Genomic DNA, 17,198 nt, shown 5'->3' on the forward strand with positions numbered 1-17,198 from the left:
TATCAATCAACTCTCATAGAGAAATCAAGCCAAGTTGCTTGATGAATAATGCTTCCACTACTAATAGCATCCACACCTGTTTGTGCATATTCTCTAATAGTTTTTATATTTATATTTCCACTAGCTTCAAGCATAATATGTGGATAATTTTTATTTCTAAAATCAACAACTTCTTTTATTTGTTCTGGATTCATATTATCACACATTATAATATCTCCACCAGCACTCATTGCATCTTTTACCTGCTCAAAAGTCTCACATTCAATCTCTATTTTTGTAACCCAAGATATTCTTTTTCTAGCCTTTTTTACAAATTCTGCAAGATTATCAATAGTTCGAAGATGAGTATCTTTTAGCATTAAACAATCATCAAGACCAAGTCTATGGTTTATAGCTCCACCAATTCTACTCGCATATTTTTCAAAATCTCTCAATTGTGGTCTTGTTTTCCTAGTATCTAAAAGTACAACATCTATTCCATCAAGCATTGTTACATATTTATTTGCCATTGTTGCAATACCTGAAGCATGTTGTAGCATATTTAACATAGTTCTCTCGCTAGAAAGTAGTTTGGAAGCCTTACCTTCCAATGTAGCTAAAACATCTCCAACTACTATTTTATCACCATCTTGTTTTAAAAATTCAATATCTATTTTTTCTGTTCTAGCTAAAATTTCAACATATTTAACTCCAGCTAAAATTCCATCACTCTTTGAGATTATCTTTGCTGTAAAATCACCTTTTGGAGCAATGTCAAAAAACAAATCCCCTCTTCCATTATCTTCATTAATTGCATTTTTTACAAATTTTCGTATATTTATCATACTTCAAACATCCTTTCTAGTGCTATTTTTGCCCATTTAGCTGTATCTTCATCTACAAAAATTTCACACTCTTTAGAAATTTTATCATCTTTAATAGATTTTAATGTATTGTAAACGTGTTCTAAAGTTGTTTCATTCATTGTTGGGCACTCTGGTTTCGTAGAGCTTAAAATATATGTATTTTTTTCTCTAAGTCTATTTACCATATTAAACTCTGTTCCAACAACAACTTTTTGCTCAACTGGTAGATTCTTTATATATGTTATTAATTGTGAAGTTGAACCAACAAAATCTGCTTTATCACAAACTTTTGGGTCACACTCTGGATGAACAGCAACTAAAATATCTGGATATTTTTCTCTATAGAAATCTATATCATCAACATTAAACTGTTGATGAACACTACAAAATCCATTGTAACAAATAATATCTGCTTCATTTAAATTTGTTCCATCACCAACAACTGCTGATTTTAAATTTAGTGATTTTGCAAAATTTTGTCCTAAGCAACGGTCAGGAACAAAAAATATTTTTTTACCACTTTTTAAACCTTTTTCTATTATTTTGTAGGCATTTGAAGAAGTACAAACCATTCCACCCATCATTCCAACTCTTGCTTTTACCCTTGCACTTGAATTTATGTATGTAATAGGTAAAATATCTTCATTTTTAATTCCAGCTTCATTTATAATTTTTAGATTTTGTTCAAAATAGCCTTCATCAATCATTCTAGCCATTGCACAACAGGCAATACGTGGCATTAAAACTCTTTTTTGGGGACTCATTATCTTTACACTTTCACCCATAAATCCAACACCACAAAATACTACAAATTTTGTATTTGTATTCATAACTTTTTTTGCTAATTCTAAAGAATCACCAGTAATATCAGCCAATTCAAACACTTCATCTCTTTGATAAAAGTGTGCTACAAGTGTAACATCAAGCTCATTTTTTAGTTTTAAAATCTCTTCTTTTAAATTCAAAATAAAACCTTTTAATATTTTTATTAAGTGGGAATATAGCAAAATTTTAGTTATAATCTCATTTATTTTAGTCAAAAATCAAAGGTTATAAATGGAATTTTTTACAAATCAAAACATAATATTTTATCTTTTAGCTTATCTTGTAGGCTCTATTCCTTTTGGATTAATTTTAGCAAAAACTTTTGCAGGAGTTGATATAAAATCACAAGGAAGTAAAAGTATAGGAGCTACAAATGTTCTAAGAGTTGTAAAAGAAAAAGACCCTAAACTAGCAAAAAAATTAGGTATCGCAACAGTTATACTTGATGCTTTAAAAGGAACTATTCTTTTAATCATTGGTTTATACTTAAACCTTAGCTATGAAACTTTATGGGCAATGGCAGTTTTAAGTGTTTTAGGACATTGTTACTCTATTTATTTAGGGCTTGAAGGTGGTAAAGGTGTTGCTACTGGACTTGGAGTTTATATAGTTCTTATTCCTTATTCTACTTTAATTGGTGCTATTGTTTGGATAGTTTGTGCAAAAGTTTTAAAAATATCTTCTTTGTCTTCTCTTTTAGGACTTATTGCTGCTGTTGTAAGTGCTACATTTATATATGATGACTTAAATGTAGGTTCAAATGTACCTATGTATTTAATTGCATTTATTATTCTATACAAGCATATTCCAAATATTATTAGAATTATAAAAGGTGAAGAGAAAAAAGTTATATGAAAATAGAGATTGAAAATCTTACTTTTAAATGTATTATTGGTATTTTAAATTTTGAAAGAGTAAAAAAACAAAAAGTTATATTAAATATATCTTTTGAATATGATTTTGTTGATAACTCTTTTATAGATTATAGTGAAGTTTCTATTTTAGTAAAAAAAACTATGAAAAAAGAAAAATTTGAACTTTTGGAAGATGCTATAAAAACTATTGAAAAACTTTTATATGATACTTATAATATAAAAAACCTAAAATTAAAAATATCTAAACCTGATATTTTAAAAGATTGTGTCGTAAGCCTATCATCTTGAAAAAGATTTAGTCAAATTATGGTAAAATCTTGCATTTTTAAAAAAAGGATTTTATCTTGAAAAAATCGATTATTTCTACATTTATACTCTTAGGAAGCTCTCTTTTAGCTGACACAACTATGTGTTTTAAAGAAAATCATCCATCTATTGCAACTATCGAAAGTACACCACTAAATGGTGGAGCATGTGCAGGAAAATACTCTATTAATGATATGAAAAAGAAAGGTTGGCTAGTTGATGATATAAAAATCAATGGTAATAGCTATATTTATATATTAAAAACTCCAGATAATGCAAAATCTATAACTCCATCAGGAATTAGCCAAGAGCAAATGGAAGCAAATATTATGGCTAAACTAGAAGCAAAAAAAGAAGCAGAAGAGACAGCAAGAGTTGTAAAAGAATCAGAAGAATTAAGAGTTGAAGCACAAGATTTATATGTAGCTCAATGTCAAAATTGTCATGGAGAAAAAGGTGAATCAAGAAAAGGAAACTCAAGACTTAAAGATTTAACAATTGCTGATATGCAAGAGGCTTTAAGAGAGTATAAACTAGGAGTTGGAGAAAAAGCTAGTTCAGTATATGCACCTGTTCATATAAACTTCTTAAATGACAAAAGTATAAAAGGTATAAAAGCTTATTTAGATAGTATTCAATAATTAAAAAAGGTCTTTGCCTTTTTTAATTTTCTCTTCAAAAACTAAAAATATATATAACTTAAAGGATAAAATCTAAATGGATGCCTATGAATATTCAGAACTTCTAAAACTACTAAATACAAAATTGAACAATATAAAAGGTATTCTAAAACCTGATGATTTAAATAAAAGATTACAAGAAATCATTGAGCTTGAAGCTGGTCAAGATTTTTGGAATGATGTTGAAAATGCCACAAAAGTTGGCATTGAAAAAAATAGAATTTTAGGAAAATTAAATAAATTTAATAAAGCATATGATTCTTTAAATGGTACAAATGAACTATATGAGATGGCCAATAGTGAAAAAGATGAAGACACTTTAGCTTTATTATATGAAGAAGCACCATATTTAGAAGATTTGATAAAATCAACAGAAATTTCTGTAATGCTTTCAAATGCTGATGATGCTTTAAATGCAATAGTAACAATTCACCCAGGAGCTGGTGGAACAGAAAGCCAAGATTGGGCTTCGATTTTATATAGAATGTATTTAAGATGGGCTGAAAGAAATGATTTTAAAGTGGAACTTCTTGATTATCAAGCAGGAGATGAAGCTGGAATAAAAGATGTTTCTTTCATAATTCGTGGAGAAAATGCTTATGGATATATGAAAACTGAAAACGGTATTCATAGACTTGTTCGTATATCTCCTTTTGATTCAAACGCAAAAAGACATACATCTTTTACATCTGTTATGGTAAGCCCTGAAATTGATGATAATATTGATATTGTAATTGAAGATAAAGATATAAGAATAGATACTTATAGAGCAAGTGGTGCTGGTGGACAACACGTAAATAAAACTGAAAGTGCTATAAGGATTACTCATATTGCTACAAATATTGTAGTTCAATGTCAAAATGATAGAAGCCAACATAAAAATAAAGCAAGTGCTTTAAAAATGCTAAAATCAAGACTTTATGAATTAGAACTAGAAAAACAAAGAGCATCTAAAGATAGTGGTGATAAAAGTGAGATTGGTTGGGGACATCAAATCCGTTCTTATGTTTTGCAACCATACCAACAAGTAAAAGATAGTAGAAGCAATATTGGATATTCAAATGTAGAAGCTATACTCGATGGCGATATTACAAAAATGATGGAAGATGTTTTAATAGCTACAAGTTCAAATTAATAAATACAAAGTATGTAAGAAGTTACATACTTTTATTTAATCTCTATTACAAATCGTTCTATAAGTACAATATTCACAAATACTTTTATCATCAGTTTTACAAAAATCTATTGTTTCTTTACTTTGTTTTTTTAAATCATCAAAAATTGTTTTTAAAAGTTCTAGTTTTTGTTCCAATAAAACTTCTTCTTTTAAAGAGTTTTCAAATAAATCAAAATAAAAAGCCTTGATATTTGAACTTTTATACAAATCTTTAATAGCTAGAAAATAAAACTCCAACTGAAAATCATAAGATTTAGGATAAGTGTTTATAGTATCTACTTTCAAACTTCTTGAAGTTTTATAATCTATTAGTTCAAAACCATCTTCAAATTTATCAACTCTATCTATAACTCCTGTTATTCTAAAATCATTAAAAGTTGTGCTAAATTTTTTCTCAATTTCTACAATATTTCTAGTTTTTAATCTATCTTTATCGAGCTTTAAAAACTCTTTTAACTTTTGTTTGTAAACTTCCAAATCAAGTATTAAAAAAGGATTATCACTTTTGTATTTTAAAAATAGTTCATCAACTTTGTTTATATCTCTTTGTGAATCTTTGTAAAATTCTTCCAAAACTTTATGCACAATATCACCTAGTTCAAAAGCTTTAGGAAGTCTTGAAATAGTATGTTCATTTAGTTTTAATATATATTTAAAATACCACCTTCTTTTACACTCTAAAAAAGTTTTCAAGCTACTTGCAGACCATATTTGTTTTGTTAAATCTATAGTCTTAGATATATTTTCTTCAATATATTCTAATTTCTTACTTTTATATAATATATCTTTATAAGCTTCATCATTTGTTGAGATTTTAATATTTGTAAAAAGTTCATAAGCAAATTTTGAAATTTCATCTTCGTTTGAACTAACATATGAAATATAAAGATTTTTAGTATTATCTGTCAATCTTTTGTAGTAGTATCTTTGTAAGTTTTCCCTATCATTTTTTGTAGGTAAACTTGCTAAATATTTTACTTTTGTGGATAAGAACTTATCTTTTATAGATATTTTTGGAATATATGAGTCATTAAAATCACAAATTATAACTGCATCAAATTGTATAGCTCTTGTTTCAAGTAGTCCCATAACTGTTATTTTACCAGAATGGGCATCATCTAGTTTTATCTCATCTAATTTTTGTAAAAAAATTTTAAAAGCATCTTTTAGACGTAAATTATTGTGATTTGTAAAAAATATAATATTTAATCTATATATTAACTCATCAAATTTTTCTACTAATTCAATGTTTTCTTCATCTCTTTTTATAAATTCACAAATATTTTCAAAAGTTTCTTTTGATATATGAATATTCCAAATTGATTTTATATTTTCATCTACATATTTTTTATCTATATCAAAATATTTTAAAGCTTCCTTAGTTTCAATTTCAGGTGAATTTATATATAAAAATATACTATTTGCACGTTGATAAAGTTTTTTATTTTTTATATCTCTTCCCATTGCAAAGTTAAAATACTCTTCATTGTCATTTAACTCTAAAATTTGAGCAAAATTCTCATTTGGTAATATTACAGCTATATTTTGTGGATTTATACCTTTATTTATCAAATTTACGATGGTAGATTTTATATATGCAACTTGATTAAATCTTGTAGAAAAACCTTTTATTTGAAAATTTTCTAATCTTTTATTTGAAAATATTTCTTCTATAATTTCAATAGAACTTAAATTTATAAGATATTCAAAATCTACTTTAAAATCATAATTGAAGTCTTTAAATAGTTCTATCGATTTTTTATTGTATATATTTGAATAAAACTTTATAAAAACTTTTGTTTTTTGTGAAATCTTTTTAATTATTTCATACTCTTGTTTTGTAAAATATCCTTCATAAACTATTGTTATCTCATCAAATCTTTTTATAAAACTCTCATTTATAGTATAAAACTTATCTAAATTTACTTTATCAATATATAAATTCTTTTCTAAAATATCTAAATAATTTTTATATATTTGATTTAAAATATCTAAATGCTCACTATAAAATTCATAAGTATCAGCTCTTTGCAAATTAGAAATTTCTATTTTCTCACTACTTAACTCTAAAAAAAATCTATATATATACTCGCCCTGCTTTAAAAACTTAACAAAACTATTTGAAATACCAAGTTTTTTTATATCAATACTTTTTATAGCTTCATGTAAAAATATAACTCTTTGTTCATCTTGAGCATATCTATAAGAATTCAATGATATAGATTTTTTTAAAAATTCATCGATTGTTAGTGTTGTTGGAAGAAGAGTATTTTTTGATTTAAAATCAAAAATATACTCTTTTACTGCTCTACTTGTAGGAAATACAAAAAGAGTCTTTTTATCTAGCATTAGTCTTTATGAAAATATAGCCTATGCTATCATTAACTTTGAAACTTCCTGTAATATTCCAGTTTGTTTCTTGGCTTATTTCAAATTCTGATATAAAATCATTATTTACATTTTCAAATTTATCTTGTTTTAATATTACGTCATTGTCATTTGTCATTGTTTTTGTAATAACTAAATCAATATCGATATTTTCTTTTTCATTACTATCTTTTGATGTAGCGACAACTTTTAAAGTATTATTACCAATCTTTAATGTATCTTTATGATTAGAGTATTTTTCAATAACTCTTTGTCCATATTTTATATCTTCCGTTGTAAGACCAAAATCTTTATCATTTAATATAAAAGATAAATTATATTTTGATAGAAATTCTTCATTTGCTTCCATCAACTTATTATAATTTTCATCAACATCTTGGTATTTTAACAAAAAACTTCTATCTTCAATAACTGGAGCTTTAATCGCTTTAGATACTGTCCATATTATCATTGAAAAAACAAAACTAAATATACCTATAAAAAATAGTGGCCAATAATTTCTTTTCATATTACTTTCTCTTTCTTAATACTGCATAAGTATATGCTAAAAGTCCGCTGATAATTAAAAAATACATAAAAACTCTCCAAATTGTACTAGATATTTTTCCAGCACTTCCAATGCTACTTTCGAGTTTTATATCTTGTTTTTCAGCTAATTTATCAGCAATAGCTGCATATCCGTTTAAAGTTGCAGCACTAACTTTTGCATAAAGTGTATTTTTATCTTTTGATGCAAGCAATGGTACTACATATCCATTTAAAATATCATTTTTATCTATAGAATCTTTTAAATTATCACTGAAATTCAAATTTACCATATTTTCTTCAACATAAATTGTAATTAAAACATAAGGATTTTGTAAAGTTTTTAAAATTTCATTTTCATGCAATTTAACTATTTCTATTTTATCTTTTGTTGTAATATTAGCATCTAAACCTAAATTAGATTTTGCATAGATATATATATTAACACCTAATTTAGATTTAACTTCTTCACCTATTTGAGTGATTTTCACCTTTGCTCTATCATCAATTAAACTATCATCATTTAAAATATAATTTTGTGCAAAGCTATTTGTATATAAAAAAAGTAGAAGTGAAAAAATCACTCCTACTTTTATAAATTTAACATTTTTCATTTAACCAACATATACTTTTGCTGCGTCGAAATATGCATAGTATGCAGTCATAATAGCGGCAACTAAAAGTAAAATACCAATAATTTTATCCATACTCTACTCCTTATTTTCAGAACCAACTAATTGGTACTGTTTATGGTTTTCAGGGCTATTAGCTTTTAATCCTTGTAAATCTTGATTAATGCTATATGCGTTTGTAGCTTCTCTTTGTTGAACTAAAACAGCATTTGTAACTAAAACAGCAAGAATAGTTAAAAGTAGTACAACAGCAACTAACATTCCACTAATACCATTTAATTTAAAAATACCTCTTTCGTTCTCATTCATTTGTGTATTATTTGACATTATTTATCTCCTAAACTTCTAATATATGAAGCTAAAGCTTTTTCTTGAGTTTCATTCAATCTCTCATTAAAGCTTGGCATTTGCCCTAAAAGACCTTTTTTACCTTCTTTTAATACTGCAAAAACAATTGCATCATCATAATATTTGATATTTGGACCAACAAAAGGCATACCTTCACCATTATCACCATGACAAGCTGAACAAGTTGCATAAGCTACTGGTTGCTCACCTTTAAACCCACCTGCAACATAAGTAGCAACTGCTTCAATATCAGCATCTTCTGTTAGCATCATTGGAGGCATTCCAGCTGGATAAGATTGAGTTAAATGATTTGAACCATTTTTAATTGTATAAATGATTTGATCTTTACTCATTCTTTTTGTTAAATCTTGAGCTTTTCCTGCAATTCCTTCTGCATCAACACCATGACAAGGTGCACATTGTACTAAGAATAATGATTGTCCCATTGCATTTAAAGTTGATTCATTTGCATTTACCCATTTTTGCTCAAATTTAGCATTATACTCATTTGTTTCTTCATTCCATTGTCCAATTTGAGAGAACCCAGTAATTGGATAACCAATTGTAAAGTACCAGAACATCCATAGTATTGTTCCTATGAATGCTAATGCCCAACCTGTTGGAACAGGATTTTTATATTCACCAATACCATCCCAATTTTCATCAGCAAGTTCACCACTTGCTGTATCATTTTTCATCTGATTAACATATTTTAGAACAACAAATGTACTAATCGTAATAATTGCTGCTGCACCTAAGAATGTTAATGCATTAATATAATCATCACTAATAAAAGCATCACCCGCAACAAAGTAAGTTCCTGCCATTAATGCGATGATAAGAATTATTCCACCTATAACCATAGATTTCATCTTATTTCTCCTTATTACCTATATCTTTTTCTCTTTTTATCTCTTCAAGAGGAGTCGAAACACTTGAATCATCATGTACAAGCTTTGAGTATTTTTCAAAATCTCTTTCTCCTTTTTTATCTCTTCTATAAATAGAAAAAGCATAAGAATAAAATAGAATGAATACAACTAAAACCAAAAAGAATTTAGCATAACCTTGTACTGTTAAAAGTGTTTCGTATTCCATAACAAACCTCTATTTTAAAGAATTTAAATATGCAATTAATGCAACTATTTCAGGAACTTCACCATTTTCAACAGCTTTTTTAACACTCTCATTTTTCATATCAGCTACAATAAGTTTAGCTTCTTCTAAAGCTGCTGCTTTTGCTTCTTCCCAAGTACCAAGTTTAGGCATACCTTCTTGATCATAAGGAGTGTTAAATACTTTTTTAACAGTTAATGCTTCTGCATAAGCTGTTTCTATATCAGCTTTATTTGAAAATTGGTGTTTGTATGCTGGCATAATACTTCCAGGTACAACTGCTTTTGGATCCCACATATGGTTTTCATGCCAATCTGTAGTTCTATAATTTCCAACTCTTAATAAATCTGGTCCAGTTCTTTTTGATCCCCATAAGAATGGTCTATCATAAGCATACTCTCCAGATAAAGAATACATACCATATCTATCAGTTTCTGATTTAAATGGTCTAATTAATTGTGAGTGACAAGCATTACATGAATCTTTAATATAAACATGTCTTCCTGCTAACTCTAACACACTGTAAGGTTTTGTACCAACAGTTGGTCTTGATTGTTTTGCAAAATCTGGAATAACTTCTATAATCCCTGCAAATGCAACAAATATAAATACTAGCACCGCAAAGAAAAACGGTCTTTGTTCAAACCAATGAAACATTTTTTCTCCTTTTCTTAAGCAGCTACTGGAGTTGCATTTACTGGTTCTTTATCAAGAACTCTTCCACATCTAATTGTTTTGTAAATGTTATAAGTAAATATAAAGAATCCTATTAGGTATAATAACCCACCAACTGCTCTAATTGTATAGTATGGATGTAATACTGTAACTGTATCAATAAATGAATAAACTAATGATCCATACTCATCATAAGCTCTCCACATCATACCTTGAGTAATACCTGCGATCCACATAGATGTAAAGTATAAAACAATTCCAACTATTTGTAACCAGAATTGAGTTTCCATTAAAGATTTAGAATATAACTCTCTTTTAAACATTCTTGGAACTATATGGAATAGTGCTGCCATAATCATAAATACAACCCATCCTAAAACACCATCATGAACGTGCCCTGGAATCCAATCTGTAAAGTGTGCAATTGCATTAACAGATTTAATAGACTGAATTGGTCCTTCAATTGTAGATAACATATAGAATGTTGAAGCTAAAACCATAAATTTAATTAATGTATTTGTTTGTAATTGATTCCACTCACCTTTCATAGTTAAAAGCATATTAATTGCAGATCCCCATGATGGTAAAATAAGAACAACAGACATAACAGAACCCATAGTTTGCATCCAATCTGGAACAGTTGAATAAATCAAGTGGTGTCCACCAGCCCATAAATAAACAAACAATAATCCCCAGAATGCTAGGATAGATAATTTATATGAATAAACATTTTGACCAGATTCTTTTGGTAAGAAGTAGTAAATCATAGCAATAATTGGTGTAGTAAATAAGAACGCAACAGCATTGTGTCCATACCACCATTGAACTAGAGCATCATTAGTACCTGAATACATAGAAACAGAGTGAATCCATGAACCATAATCAGTGAATAAATATGTTGGAACTGCCATATTGTTAAATAAATATAACATAGCAACAGCAATAAATGTTGAAATAAAGTACCAAATAGAGATATATAAAGTTCTCTCTCTTCTAATTCCAATTATTCCAAAAATAGAAATACCCCATAAAACCCACCAAACAACAACTAAGATGTCTATTGGCCATTCTAACTCAGCATATTCTTTTGATGTTGTAATTCCCATAAATAAAGTTACAACAGCAACAAGAATAGTTATAAAATATAACCAAAAGTGTAATTTAGCAATTACCATTAAAAAAGGTGACTCTTTTAATGAAACTTTCAATACCCTCTGTGATATATAATACCATGTTGCAAAAATACCACTTAGTGTAAATCCAAATGCAACTCCATTTGTATGCAATGGTCTTAGTCTACTAAATGTACCATATTCCCCTGCTAAATAATTTAGCTCTGGAAAAGCTAATTGAAAAGCAAGTACAACACCAATTGTCATACCAATGATACCAAACAATATTGTTGTAAATGTAAAACACTTAGCAACTGAGTAATCATACTCAATTTGTGCACCGTTTTGCATCAATTTCCTCCTACAAATTTATATACAAGTCACAAAATGTCACTTATTAGCTAAAATAATATCTAAGAGAAACTTAAAATAAACAAAAAAATTAACAATTAATTAACGATTATTTGCACTTTAGAGCATATTTTTTACAAAAAAATTAGGATAAAAATTATCCTACTTATAATTTTTTAAAGCTATTTGAGTATCTCTTTTCATACTCTTAATTTTTAAATCTTCTCTTTTATCATGTAACTTTTTACCCTGTGCTGTAGCGACTTCAACTTTAATCATATTCTTATCATTAAAATATAGTTTTGTACATATTAAAGTCATACCATCTTTAGTAACTTTTGAATACATTTTATCTATTTGTTTTGAATGTAAAAGAAGTTTTCTTGATCTTCTTTCATCTGGTCGATAAGTAGTATGAGCTGTACTAAGATGTGATATATGTGCATTTAGTAAAAACACTTCACCTTTTATTATTCGTACAAAAGAGTCTTTTAAATTCACTCTTCCCTCTCTTATTGCTTTTACTTCACTACCTTCAAGCATAATTCCTGCTTCTAAACTATCTAAAATAGTAAAATCATGAAATGCTTTTTTATTTCTAAAAACTAAATTTCTTTTTGTATCTTTTTTATTTGCCATTATTTATCCTAAAAAATGAACTTCCACTTCCGCTAAAAAACCAACCTTTTTGTGCAAATTTTTCTAAATTTGAATATAAACTAAGAGCTGGTTCGTATAAATCATTTGCACTTTTTATATCAAAATTGCTTAAAATCTCTTTTGATGATAAAGAAAATAATTTTTTGCTATCTTCTTGACTGATTTCTTTATAAAATTTTGCTCTAAATATTTTAAAAATTTCTCCTGTATTACACTCAATACTTGGGGTAAAAACTTCAATATCTAAAATATCTTCATCAAATTTCTCAACAATTTCACCTATTCCACTAACATTAGCACTATCATATTCATAAACAAAAAAAGGAATATCTGCTCCTATTTTTTCACCTATTTTTGATAATTCATCTTTACTCAAAGCTAAATTACAATAATTATTTACCATATTTAAAAAAACTGCTGCGTTTGAACTTCCACCACCAAGTCCTGCAAATTCTGGAATCTTTTTATCTATTTTTACAATATAATTTTTAAAAAATTCTTCAACACAACTAAACTTTTTAAGTTCTAAATATGCTTTATAAACTGTATTTTTTTCTAAGTTACAAGAAAAATCTCCAATCAAAGTAAAATTATCAACTTTTTCTTTTTCAAAACTTATAGTATCGTACAAACTATGCACCCTTAAAAATCTTGAAGCTAGTTCATGATAATTTCCTCTCAAACCAGTAATTTTTAAAAAGATATTTACTTTAGCATAAGATTTTTCAGTCAATTCTTTCCTTTATTTTTGGTATTTTGTTTAAAAGATATTTTACCTCTTTATTCTCTATTTCTACTATAGAAAAAAAATCTTCACAAATTATGAGATATTTACCATCCTCTTTATTTTCCAAATATTCAACTGTTATTCTTTTCCCATCTTCAAGCCATTTTTGTGTACCAAAATATCTATTTTGTGGTAAATTTATAAAATCAAGTGGATTTAACTCTTTTTCATTTTGATAAAAAAATTTTCCTTCTTTTATTCTTTCCAAATATGATAATGTACCTTTTACTCCTAACTTTTCAAGTAAAATTTGTGCTAATGAACGTATATATGTTCCTTCGCTAACTGTTGCTTCAAAAGTTATAAAAGGGTGATTGTATTGTAAAAGTTTTATATCAAAAATGCTCATTGTTGATTTTCCAAGCTCAAAATCCAAACCATCTCGTGCTAATTCATAAGCTTTTGAACCATTTACTCTTTTTGCTGAAAATTTTGGAGGAATATATTCAATTTCTCCTTTTAAACTATTAATTTGCTCAATTAGAAGTTTATCATCAAGCTTTTTTTCAAAGCCTATTTTTTCAACTCTTTCAATATCAAAAGATTCAGATTGAACACCCAACCAAATAACAGCTTTATATATTTTTGGAGCTTTTTCTATATATTTGAAAAGTTTTGCATACTGTCCAAATGCTACTATCAAACAACCTTTTGCAAAAGGATCAAGTGTACCACTAAATCCAGCTTTTTTATTTTTATACTTTCTTTTTATCTTATTTAAATAAAAATTTGAACTAATAAAAATAGGTTTATTGACAACTAAAAGTTTATTTACTTCACCCTTTTCATAAAACCTCTTTTGCAATATCAAGCCTCAAACTTTTACCACAAATGAAGATAATATATCTCTTTTTTGACCACCAAAATTTATTGTAAGTTTACAATCTTTACCTACATTTACAACTTTTTCAACTCTTCCTGAACCAAAAATTTTATGATTTACCATATCACCTTTTTTAAATCCAGATTGTTTTTCTATAACTAAACTACCTTTTACTAAACCACTTTCAACCAAGAATCTACTTTTGTTTAATTGTGCTCTTTTACCTTTGTAAAATCTTGAATGAACAAAAGAGAGTGTAAGATTATCCATAGCTCTTGTAAGTGCAACATAACCCAATCTTCTCTCTTCTTCTAAATCAGTTCCATCACCAATTATTGGGAAAAAACCTTCTTCAAGCCCTATGATAAAAAGATGTTTAAATTCTAAACCTTTACTAGCGTGAATACTCATCATTGATACAGCTTCACCACTATATTCATCATTTTGACTTTCTAATACTATTTCATTTAAAAAATCTTTTAAATCTAAATGTGGATTTTGTATAAAAAAATCTCTAATATATCCATAAAATTCATCTATATTCGCTTGTCTTTCAAATCCATCTGGAAGATTATCATAAGATGCTCGATAATCAAATGTTTCTTCAAAACTATCTAATAATCGCATTTTAGAAGCATTCATAATTTCTCTTAAATCCAAAATAGATGCTTCAAAAACCTTCAATGTTCTTGCATTCTTTTTACCAACAATAGAACTTAACTCTTCAGCATTTAATTCCTGAATTAGATCAAATATTGATTTATTTTGTTCAGTTGATTTTTCTTCAAGTTTTTCTATTGTTGTTGTTCCAATTCCCCTTTTTGGCTTATTTATAACTCTTTTTATAGAAAAATTATCACTTAAATTTATTAAAATCCTAAAATATGCTATTAAATCTTTTATTTCTGCTCTTTCATAGAATTTCATTCCACCAACAAGCTTATAATTAAGTCCAGATTTATTAAATCCCTCTTCTAATGAACGACTTAAAGCATTAACCCTAAATAAAATTGCTATATCTTTTGCACTTTCTCCACTTAATATTAAAGATTTTATATCTTCAACTATTTTTCTTGTTTCATCATTTTCATCATTAGACTCATAGACTTTTATAGAACTACCTTTTTGTCTTGTTCCTACAAGTTTCTTTCCTAACCTATCACGATTATGTTCTATTAAAGCATTTGCATGGTGCAATATAGTATCTGTTGAGCGATAATTGTCTTCTAGTTTTACAATCACAGCATTTTGAAAATAATCAGAAAAATTCAAAATATTTTTTATAGTTGCTCCTCGCCATCCATAAATAGACTGGTCATCATCACCAACAACACAAAGATTATTATGATTTGTACAAAGTAGTTTTAAAAGTCTATACTGTAATTCATTCGTATCTTGATACTCATCTACCATTATATACTGGTATTTTGAACTAGTATCTTTTGCTATTTTTTCATTGTTTTTCAAAATTTTATATGGTAAAAGCAATAAATCATCAAAATCTACAAGATTATTTTTTGATAAATGCTCTTCATATAAAGCGTAAATATCTGCAATTTCAGTGTAAAGCTTTCCTTGTGCTTGAGATTTTACCTCAAGTGGAGATAAAATAGAATTCTTATATCTTGATATTTCAGAAGTCAATAAAGCTGTTGGGATATCTTTATTTATACTTTTTAAAACTCTTTTTTTATCATCACTATCTATTATAATAAAGTTATTTTTTCTATCCAATTCACTAATATAAAACTTTAAAAAAAGTAATCCAAACTTGTGAAAAGTACAAAGAAGAGGTGGAGTATTTATCATAGAGTTATCAAGTAAAGAAAAAGCTCTTTCTCTCATCTCTGTAGCAGCTTTATTTGTAAAAGTAAGAGTTAAAATAGATTTTGGATCAATCCCAATAGATATTAAATATGCCAATCTAGTCGTGATAGTTTTTGTTTTACCACTTCCAGCTCCAGCTAAAATAAGTAATGGACCATCGATATGTTCTGCTGCAATTTTTTGCGATTTGTTTAATGATTGTAATAAATTATCAGACATCTTTTCTCCCAATATTTAAAGATTATAACATAAATATTATAAATAGCTTATTTCTCTTAATTATTCTATATATAAATAAATGTTATGATTTAGATAATTTATTTTTGGAGAACTTAATGCTTACTGATTTCGCTAAATTAGAAACTTTTTTAACTGTTGTAAGAGAGAAATCTTTTTCAAAAGCATCTGCAAAGTTAGGTATTTCACAACCAGCTGTAACACAACAAATGAAATATATAGAAGATTATTTAGATGTTCAAATAGTTGATAGAAAGAAAAATGGTATAAGGCTTACTAAAGAAGGACAAATTTTACATGCAATAGCTCTTAAAATAGAGAAGTGCATAAGTAATGCTGAAAAAGACTTACTAAAAATTATGAACAAAAATGTAACATTTATATTTGGAGCTTCTTTTATAATTGGAAATTATATTTTACCGCGTTTTTTAAATAATTTAAAAGAAAATATTCACAATGATGTATCTATAAATGTATCAGTTTCTCACGAAGCAATAGAAGATTTACTTGATAAAAAAATTGATATTGCTTTAGTAGAAAATTATATTCCTAATGATGAAATAATCTATAGAGAATGGATGGAAGATGAAATAGTAATATTTTCAAATCAAAAACTTCCAGCTAAAGCAAAGCCTGAAGATTTACTATCTTATAAATGGATTTGTAGAAATCCAGAATCAAATACAGGAGAAATTTTTAAAGAGAGTTTAGAAAAAGCAAATTATCCTGATTGTGATACTTTTGAAGTTACAAGCGAAGTTACAAGTGCTACAACTATTGTTCAAACAGTTTTACACTCTGATAAAAATGCAACTCCAGCCGTTTCTATTGTATCAAGAAATGCAATAGAATCACTTCTAAAATCTGGTGCTTTGTTTGAATCAAGAATTGGAAATCAAAAAATGCTCAGAAAATTATATATCGCTTATAGAAAAGATAGAAAACATGATGCGTTTATAGAAAATGTTGTAGATTATTTATTAAAAATTAAATAGCAAATTTGCTATTT

At 27.1% G+C, this 17,198-nt stretch carries 19 protein-coding genes; 5 read left to right on the forward strand and 14 right to left on the reverse strand.

Translation table 11 applies throughout. The annotated features are described in order from the left end of the window. Window positions 1-2 precede the first annotated feature (2 nt). Window positions 3-824 (reverse strand): carboxylating nicotinate-nucleotide diphosphorylase, encoded by an 822-nt coding sequence (gene nadC, locus ACNSOS_RS05385; RefSeq protein ID WP_113909792.1) that lies wholly within the window; start codon window positions 822-824, stop codon window positions 3-5. After that, window positions 821-1,810, reverse strand: a complete 990-nt coding sequence (gene nadA, locus ACNSOS_RS05390; RefSeq protein WP_418186226.1) for a quinolinate synthase NadA — start codon at window positions 1,808-1,810, stop codon at window positions 821-823. The genes nadC and nadA overlap by 4 nt, the downstream gene beginning before the upstream one ends. 91 nt (window positions 1,811-1,901) lie before the next feature. Here nadA and plsY point away from each other — a divergent pair, with 91 nt between their 5' ends. The 4 genes from plsY (at window position 1,902) to prfB (ending at window position 4,666) form a co-directional block, all read left to right on the forward strand. Continuing rightward, on the forward strand, window positions 1,902-2,525 hold the full coding sequence (gene plsY / locus ACNSOS_RS05395; RefSeq protein WP_418186227.1) for a glycerol-3-phosphate 1-O-acyltransferase PlsY: 624 nt from the start codon (window positions 1,902-1,904) through the stop codon (window positions 2,523-2,525). After that, on the forward strand, window positions 2,522-2,833 hold the full coding sequence (locus ACNSOS_RS05400) for a dihydroneopterin aldolase (protein ID WP_418186228.1): 312 nt from the start codon (window positions 2,522-2,524) through the stop codon (window positions 2,831-2,833). Before plsY ends, ACNSOS_RS05400 begins: the two co-directional genes overlap by 4 nt. A 56-nt stretch (window positions 2,834-2,889) precedes the next feature. Further along, window positions 2,890-3,492 (forward strand): c-type cytochrome, encoded by a 603-nt coding sequence (locus ACNSOS_RS05405; protein ID WP_418186229.1) that lies wholly within the window; start codon window positions 2,890-2,892, stop codon window positions 3,490-3,492. A 76-nt stretch (window positions 3,493-3,568) separates the two neighbouring features. After that, a complete protein-coding gene (prfB, locus tag ACNSOS_RS05410; protein WP_418186230.1) occupies window positions 3,569-4,666 on the forward strand; it encodes a peptide chain release factor 2 in 1,098 nt (365 codons plus the stop codon). 36 nt (window positions 4,667-4,702) lie between these two features. Here the strand turns inward: prfB and ACNSOS_RS05415 are convergent, their stop codons facing one another. The 12 genes from ACNSOS_RS05415 to ACNSOS_RS05470 form a co-directional block, all read right to left on the reverse strand. Beyond that, window positions 4,703-7,057 carry a PD-(D/E)XK nuclease family protein gene (locus ACNSOS_RS05415; protein ID WP_418186231.1) on the reverse strand — a complete coding sequence of 785 codons (2,355 nt, stop codon included), beginning with the start codon at window positions 7,055-7,057 and terminating at the stop codon, window positions 4,703-4,705. Continuing rightward, entirely contained in the window at window positions 7,047-7,604 is a 558-nt protein-coding gene (locus ACNSOS_RS05420; protein ID WP_418186232.1) for a hypothetical protein, read from the reverse strand. Before ACNSOS_RS05420 ends, ACNSOS_RS05415 begins: the two co-directional genes overlap by 11 nt. Before the next feature lies 1 nt (window position 7,605). Further along, window positions 7,606-8,235, reverse strand: coding sequence for a hypothetical protein (locus tag ACNSOS_RS05425; protein WP_418186233.1), 630 nt, complete (start codon window positions 8,233-8,235; stop codon window positions 7,606-7,608). A gap of 96 nt (window positions 8,236-8,331) precedes the next feature. Continuing rightward, complete coding sequence (locus tag ACNSOS_RS05430) at window positions 8,332-8,580, reverse strand: DUF4006 family protein (protein ID WP_113894465.1); 249 nt, start codon at window positions 8,578-8,580, stop codon at window positions 8,332-8,334. Beyond that, window positions 8,580-9,473, reverse strand: coding sequence for a c-type cytochrome (locus tag ACNSOS_RS05435; protein WP_113894464.1), 894 nt, complete (start codon window positions 9,471-9,473; stop codon window positions 8,580-8,582). The genes ACNSOS_RS05430 and ACNSOS_RS05435 overlap by 1 nt, the downstream gene beginning before the upstream one ends. 1 nt (window position 9,474) lies before the next feature. Then, window positions 9,475-9,699 (reverse strand): CcoQ/FixQ family Cbb3-type cytochrome c oxidase assembly chaperone, encoded by a 225-nt coding sequence (locus ACNSOS_RS05440; protein WP_113894463.1) that lies wholly within the window; start codon window positions 9,697-9,699, stop codon window positions 9,475-9,477. 9 nt (window positions 9,700-9,708) lie between these two features. After that, a complete protein-coding gene (ccoO, locus tag ACNSOS_RS05445) occupies window positions 9,709-10,374 on the reverse strand; it encodes a cytochrome-c oxidase, cbb3-type subunit II (protein ID WP_113909798.1) in 666 nt (221 codons plus the stop codon). 14 nt (window positions 10,375-10,388) lie between these two features. After that, window positions 10,389-11,855, reverse strand: a complete 1,467-nt coding sequence (gene ccoN / locus ACNSOS_RS05450; protein ID WP_113894461.1) for a cytochrome-c oxidase, cbb3-type subunit I — start codon at window positions 11,853-11,855, stop codon at window positions 10,389-10,391. Between the two features lie 162 nt (window positions 11,856-12,017). Further along, the gene (gene smpB / locus ACNSOS_RS05455) at window positions 12,018-12,494 is read right to left on the reverse strand and encodes an SsrA-binding protein SmpB (protein ID WP_113894460.1); all 477 of its coding nucleotides are present in this window, start codon (window positions 12,492-12,494) and stop codon (window positions 12,018-12,020) included. Continuing rightward, window positions 12,484-13,248, reverse strand: a complete 765-nt coding sequence (locus ACNSOS_RS05460) for a 4-(cytidine 5'-diphospho)-2-C-methyl-D-erythritol kinase (protein ID WP_418186234.1) — start codon at window positions 13,246-13,248, stop codon at window positions 12,484-12,486. The genes smpB and ACNSOS_RS05460 overlap by 11 nt, the downstream gene beginning before the upstream one ends. Continuing rightward, entirely contained in the window at window positions 13,241-14,107 is an 867-nt protein-coding gene (truB, locus tag ACNSOS_RS05465) for a tRNA pseudouridine(55) synthase TruB (protein WP_418186235.1), read from the reverse strand. Before truB ends, ACNSOS_RS05460 begins: the two co-directional genes overlap by 8 nt. Window positions 14,108-14,116: 9 nt before the next feature. Next, a complete protein-coding gene (locus ACNSOS_RS05470; protein WP_418186236.1) occupies window positions 14,117-16,171 on the reverse strand; it encodes an ATP-dependent helicase in 2,055 nt (684 codons plus the stop codon). A 116-nt stretch (window positions 16,172-16,287) separates the two neighbouring features. Between ACNSOS_RS05470 and ACNSOS_RS05475 the strand changes: the two genes are divergently transcribed. Then, window positions 16,288-17,184, forward strand: a complete 897-nt coding sequence (locus ACNSOS_RS05475) for a LysR family transcriptional regulator (RefSeq protein ID WP_113909803.1) — start codon at window positions 16,288-16,290, stop codon at window positions 17,182-17,184. The last annotated feature ends 14 nt before the right edge of the window (window positions 17,185-17,198 follow it).

This window comes from Aliarcobacter vitoriensis, assembly GCF_048320235.1.
GTDB lineage: Bacteria > Campylobacterota > Campylobacteria > Campylobacterales > Arcobacteraceae > Aliarcobacter > Aliarcobacter vitoriensis.